The sequence below is a fragment of the Streptomyces sp. SID3343 genome, from assembly GCF_009865215.1.
GTDB lineage: Bacteria > Actinomycetota > Actinomycetes > Streptomycetales > Streptomycetaceae > Embleya.
The window spans coordinates 1-5,374 of sequence record NZ_WWJX01001085.1 but is presented as its reverse complement, the minus strand read 5'-3'; the positions used below and the strand labels follow the sequence as shown (position 1 = coordinate 5,374).

The following is a 5,374-nucleotide window of genomic DNA, read 5'->3' as shown; positions in this document are numbered from 1 at the left end:
GGCCAGACCCTCGCGGCCGCGGCCAAGGCCGCGCGGACCGAACCGGCCGCGGAGCCCGTCCGAACGAGCAAGCCGCGCCCCGCGCCCGGCGCGCGGTTCGGCGCCTTCCGGCAGGCGCTACAAGGTGACGGCCCCGGCCGTGACGTCACGCCATCCCCGGACGGCAAGCCGTGATTCTTCTTCTCGCCGGCCGTACAGAACGAGAGAACGGAGGCAGGGGACGGTCGTCCATACGAACGCCCGCCCCGGAAGCCCTATGAGTGGAACAGCGCACGACACCGGTACGCAGCGCACCTCCGAGCGAGGCGCGGAGCGCGACCTCGACTGGCTCCTGGAAAACCTGCTGGAGCACACCCCGGGCACCCGACACTCCCTCGTCCTGTCCAAGGACGGGCTCAAGCTGTGCCGCACCGCCGGCCTGACGATCGATCAGGCCGACCAACTCGCCGCGATCGCGTCGGGGATCCAAAGCCTGTCGCACGGCGCGTCGATCGAGTTCGGCGACGGCAGCGGCGGCGTCCGGCAGTCGATGACCGAGTTCCACGGCGGCATCCTGTTCATCGTCGAGGCCGGCGAGGGCGCACACCTCGCGGTGATCGCCGACGACGACGCGGACGCCGGTGTGGTCGGCCACAACATGAACGAACTCGTCGAGCAGATCGGCGAATACCTGAGCGCGCCGGCCCGGCTGCCCGAAGAAGGCGGCCGATCGGCATGATCCGGCGACCAGTCGACAGCGGGGACCCGGACCGCCTGTACACGGTCACCAACGGTCGCACGCACGCGAACGAGGAAGCGTTCGACCTCGTCACGCTGATCGTGAGCGAGTGTGAACCGACCCCGGGCATGCAGTCCGAGCACGTCCGCATCCTGCGCATGTGCGAACGCCCCACCGCCGTCGTGGAGATCGCGGCCGAACTCGCGCTTCCGGTGGGCGTCGTGAAGATCCTGCTGTGCGACCTGCTCGACACGGGACGGATCACCGCGCGGCACCCGCGGATGTCGCCGCGCAAGGCGCAACTACCCGATACCGAGATCCTGAAGCAGGTGCTCGTTGGACTCCACAATCTCTGAGTTCGCGACGTCGGGGGCCGCCGTCCACCGGTCCTCCGCGCCCGATCTCACGACGTCCGAGGTCGTGCGCACGCCCCTGGCGAGCACCGCGCGCGACGGTCTCAAGATCGCCGTCGTCGGTGGGTTCGGCGTCGGCAAGACCACGTTGGTGCGTTCGGTGAGCGAGATCCGCCCGCTGAACACCGAGGAGACGATGACCCAGGCGGGCGTCGGGATCGACGACGCGCGCAGCGCCGACGGCAAGACCACCACGACGGTGGCGTTCGACTTCGGCCGGATCACGCTCAACGAGGAAATGGTGCTCTACCTGTTCGGCGCGCCCGGCCAGGAGCGCTTCTGGTTCCTGTGGGAGCGGCTGTTCGCCGGCACCCTCGGCGCGGTCGTGCTCGTGGACCCGCGCCGGCTCGAAGAGTCGTGGTACGCGATCGACCGCCTCGAACACCACGGGATGCCGTTCGTGCTCGCCCGCAACAACTTCGGCGCGCCCGAGCACACCCTGGACGAGGTGCGCGACGCGCTGTCGCTGCCGGCCGACATACCCATGGTCGACTGCGACGCCCGCAGTCGCGAGGACTGCAAGTCGGTGCTGATCTCGCTGGTGAACCACCTGTACGCACTGTCCTTCGCTCGGGAGCAAGCCCTGTGAGCACGCCGCCGGACCGGATCGACGACATCGACAGTGGGACCACGAGCAGTGCGGGATCGAGCGGCGCGGATGCGAGCGGCTCGGGTTCGGCCGACTCGGGCGTGACCATCGGGAGTTCGCTCACCGACGCCCCGCCCGCCGGGTGCCCCGCGCACGCGAACACCGCACACGCCGGCGCGGAACCGCTGCACGGCGAGCGCTTCCGGCAGGACCCGGCCCGCCTGTACCGCGAACTGCGGCAGGAACACGGCCCGGTCGCGCCGATCCTGCTCGACGGCGACATCCCCGCGTGGTTCGTGCTCGGCTATCGCGAGGTGCATCACGTCACCGCCAACGATCAGCTGTTCGCCCGCGATTCGCGGCGCTGGCACGCCTGGGACGGCATCCCGGCCGACTGGTCGCTGTTGCCGTTCGTCGGCTACCAGCCCTCGGTGATGTTCACCGAGGGGCCCGAGCACCGGCGCCGCTCGGGCGCGATCAGCGACGCGCTCGCGGCCGTCGACCAGTTCGAACTGCGCGCGCAGTGCGAACGGATGGCGGACCGGCTGGTGGACGAGTTCGCGGGGGTCGGCGAGGCCGAACTGATGGCCGACTACGCGCACCGGTTGCCGTTGCTCGTGGTGGCCCGACTGTTCGGCCTGGACGAGACCGAAACCCCGGCACTGGTCAGCGACTTGGCCGCCTCGCTCGACGGTGGCGAGGGCGCCGTGGACGCGCACCTGCGGGTGCGCGCGACGATGGAGCGCCTGCTCGCCCGCAAGCGTGAGCGCCCCGGCCCCGACGTGCCCTCGCGGCTGCTCGCGCACGACGCGGGTCTCGTCGAGGAAGAGTTGGTCCAGGACATGCTCGTGGTGATGGCGGCGGCCCAACAGCCCACCGCCAACTGGATCGGCAACACGCTGCGCCTGATGCTGACCGACGACCGATTCGCGCTGACCCTGTCGGGTGGTCGGCGCAGCGTGGGCCAGGCCCTCAACGAGGTGCTGTGGGAGGACACCCCCACGCAGAACTTCATCGGTCGCTGGGCGGTGCGCCCGACCACCCTGGGCGGTCAAAAGATCAAGGCGGGCGACCTGCTCGTGCTCGGTCTCGCGGCGGCCAACACCGACCCGCAGGTGCGCCCCGACTCCTACAGCGGGGCCGCGGGCAACAACGCGCACATGAGCTTCAGCCACGGCGAGCACCGCTGCCCCTACCCGGCACCGGAGTTGGCCGAGGTGATCGCGCGGGCCGCGGTCGAGGTGCTGCTCGACCGGTTGCCCGACGTCAACCTGTCGGTGCCCACCCGCGAGCTCCGTTGGCGCGACTCGCTGTGGATGCGCGGCCTGGAGCGCCTCCCGGTGGAGTTCACCCCGGGCTACGTGGAGCAGTAGCCCGGGACGCCGGCCGGGGGAGGGCATACGCCGCCCTTCCCCGGTCGCCGCCCACAAGGCTTCAGGCCACCGGCGTGAACGTCACCGGCAGCGCCGCCGGGCCGCGAGTGAACACGCCCTGCTCGCTCGGGCGAAAGCCCTCCGCCAACGCCAGATCCGGCATCGCGTCGAGCAACTGGTTGGCGCCGACCTCGACCTCGGCCACCGCGAGCAGCGCGCCGACGCAAAAGTGCCGGCCGAGCGCGAACGACAGGTGGTCGGCCGCCGCGGAGAACGCGGTCTTGGCGGTGAGGTCCTCGCGGAAGAGGTCGAACGCGTCGGGGTTCGCGTAGCGCCGTTCGTCGCGGTTCGCCGCGCCGATCAGGCAGGTGAGCGTGCTGCCGGCAGGCACCACCCCGCCGCCGAGTTCGACGTCCTCGGCGGGCTGGCGCATGATCATGTGCACCGGCGGCGAGAAGCGCAGCGTCTCGGCGAACGCCCGCGGCAGGAGCGACCGGTCCTCGCGTACGGCCGCCAACTGCTCCGGGTGTTCGAGCAGGTTCTTGAACAGGCTCGCGATCGCCTTGTCGGTGGTCTCGCCGCCGGCGGCCAGGAGCAGGCTGCAGAACGCCTTGATGTCCTCGTCGCTCATCCGGGTGCCGTCGATCTCCGCGACGCACAGCGTCGACAGCAGATCCGTGCCCGGATTCTCCCGCCGCTGCGCGATCAGCGGCAGCAGGTAGGCGGCGAACTCGTCACGGGTGCGCAGACCCGCCGCGGCGACCTCGGGGTCCTGACTCAGGTTGCCCAGGAACGCGATGACCGTGGTGTACCAGTGCTCGAACTTCTCGTGGTCGGCCGGCGCGAGGCCGAGCATGTCCGCGATCACGGTGACCGGGAATCGCCGGGCGAACTCCGGCACCAGGTCCACCGTTCCGCGCGACCTGAAGCCGTCGACGAGCAGCCGCGCGTTGCGCTCGATGACCGGCATGAACGTGTCCTGCAACGAGTTTCCCCGAAACGCCGGGGCCACCAGCGCCCTTCGTACCGAGTGCTCGCGCCCGCTCATCTGGAGGATGGTCCGCCCATGCACCGGTTCGAGCTGCCAGTCGTAGTTGTCGGTGGTGAACACCGGCTCTTTGAAGGCTCGTTCGAGGTCCTCGTAGCGCGAGATGATCCAGCTCTGCATCCCCTCGTGCCAGAGCAGCGGAAAATCGTCCCGCATGGCCCGATAGCTCGAATAGGGATCGGCCGCGAATTCGGGCGAGAGTATGTCGGGCGCAGGTGTGGCGGTCATCGAGTCCCCAGGTTCGGCGCTGTTCGAAGCACAAACGAAGATCATTAACCAACCGGTCAAGGCTAGTCGGAAGGCGTCCGCTCGGACACGCTGCTTTGAGCCAGGCCGGCGGCACCGGATCGGGCCGGCCGCAGCCGGTCGCCACGAGCAGAGGACGCGCAGGAGCCTGAGGACGCGGCGGACGCACGGGGCCACGAAAGAGCGCGGAACGACTCAGGGCGCCCTCGGTATCCGAGAGCGCCCTGAGTCGGTGTGCTTCACAAGGTGCGCCGCCAGGGACTCGAACCCCGGACCCGCTGATTAAGAGTCAGCTGCTCTAACCAACTGAGCTAGCGGCGCTTGCGTTGCGTGGGAAACATTAGCAGGGGTCGGCGGTGATCGAAAATCGGCGCGGGCGGCCGGGCGGTCGGACTGGAGTTCGGGCGTGCGCGGGCGGGGGAGGGAGCGCGCCCGGCGCGTATCCCGGGCGCGCAAGGTCACCGGTAGGACTCCTTGGAGGACACGGGGAGGACGCCCTTTTCCGGACATCCGCGAAGAGGTCCCCCGGGTGCCCTAACGGCGGGTACCGTCGGCATCACAGCCTGCACAGCACACCGCACGCGTAACCGGGGAGAGCCGATGTCCATGCGGCAGGGGGCCGGTCCGTCATCCGGGAACGTCCGGTTGAAGGCCCTGCGACACGCGCATGGCTGGGTCTCCCAGCAGCAGCTTGCCGACGCCTTCGAGAAGAAGGCACTGGAGTGCGGACTGCGCCTGGGCGTCAGCGTGCGGCAGGTCAGACGTTGGGAGAGCGCCGAACCGCCGTGGCCGACCCCCGATTATCAACAGGTCCTCCAGGCGCTCTTCGAGCGGCCGTTGGTCGATCTCGGCTTCACCCCGCCGTGGCAGGCCGAGCTGGCGGTGTACGGCGACGACTTCACCGACCCCCCACTCGCGCCGGAGAAACCGCCGGCCTACCCGACGATCCCCCCGCCCGCCCGGGACATCGGGCGGGCGGCCGAGCGA

6 protein-coding genes and 1 tRNA gene are annotated in these 5,374 nt (G+C 70.0%); 5 read left to right on the top strand and 2 right to left on the bottom strand.

Features of this window, described 5'->3' with window-relative positions; all coding sequences use genetic code 11:
- The first annotated feature begins 256 nt into the window (after positions 1 to 256).
- The 4 genes from GT354_RS34080 to GT354_RS34065 all read left to right on the top strand — a co-directional run bounded on the left by GT354_RS34080 (position 257) and on the right by GT354_RS34065 (position 3,093).
- Entirely contained in the window at positions 257 to 718 is a 462-nt protein-coding gene (locus GT354_RS34080; RefSeq protein ID WP_161360232.1) for a roadblock/LC7 domain-containing protein, read from the top strand.
- Positions 715 to 1,074: a DUF742 domain-containing protein gene (locus GT354_RS34075; protein ID WP_161360231.1), complete on the top strand. Its 360-nt coding sequence runs from the start codon at positions 715 to 717 to the stop codon at positions 1,072 to 1,074. Before GT354_RS34080 ends, GT354_RS34075 begins: the two co-directional genes overlap by 4 nt.
- 64 nt (positions 1,075 to 1,138) lie before the next feature.
- On the top strand, positions 1,139 to 1,720 hold the full coding sequence (locus tag GT354_RS34070; protein ID WP_346012307.1) for an ATP/GTP-binding protein: 582 nt from the start codon (positions 1,139 to 1,141) through the stop codon (positions 1,718 to 1,720).
- A 107-nt stretch (positions 1,721 to 1,827) separates the two neighbouring features.
- Entirely contained in the window at positions 1,828 to 3,093 is a 1,266-nt protein-coding gene (locus GT354_RS34065) for a cytochrome P450 (RefSeq protein ID WP_161360233.1), read from the top strand.
- A gap of 61 nt (positions 3,094 to 3,154) precedes the next feature.
- Here GT354_RS34065 and GT354_RS34060 read toward each other — a convergent pair whose 3' ends face one another.
- Positions 3,155 to 4,369 (bottom strand): cytochrome P450, encoded by a 1,215-nt coding sequence (locus GT354_RS34060; RefSeq protein WP_161360230.1) that lies wholly within the window; start codon positions 4,367 to 4,369, stop codon positions 3,155 to 3,157.
- A gap of 265 nt (positions 4,370 to 4,634) precedes the next feature.
- Positions 4,635 to 4,708: transfer RNA gene (locus GT354_RS34055), tRNA-Lys, on the bottom strand.
- Positions 4,709 to 4,987: 279 nt separating this feature from the next.
- Here GT354_RS34055 and GT354_RS34050 point away from each other — a divergent pair.
- Positions 4,988 to 5,374, top strand: a 387-nt coding sequence (locus GT354_RS34050) for a helix-turn-helix transcriptional regulator (protein ID WP_161360229.1), incomplete at its 3' end; no start/stop codon positions are given.

Bases quoted from the DNA above. Each gene is read 5' to 3' on its own strand.
- GT354_RS34080 (WP_161360232.1), top strand. From the start codon at position 257: ATGAGTGGAACAGCGCACGACACCGGTACGCAGCGCACCTCCGAGCGA.
- GT354_RS34060 (WP_161360230.1), bottom strand. From the start codon at position 4,369: ATGACCGCCACACCTGCGCCCGACATACTCTCGCCCGAATTCGCGGCC.
- GT354_RS34075 (WP_161360231.1), top strand. From the start codon at position 715: ATGATCCGGCGACCAGTCGACAGCGGGGACCCGGACCGCCTGTACACG.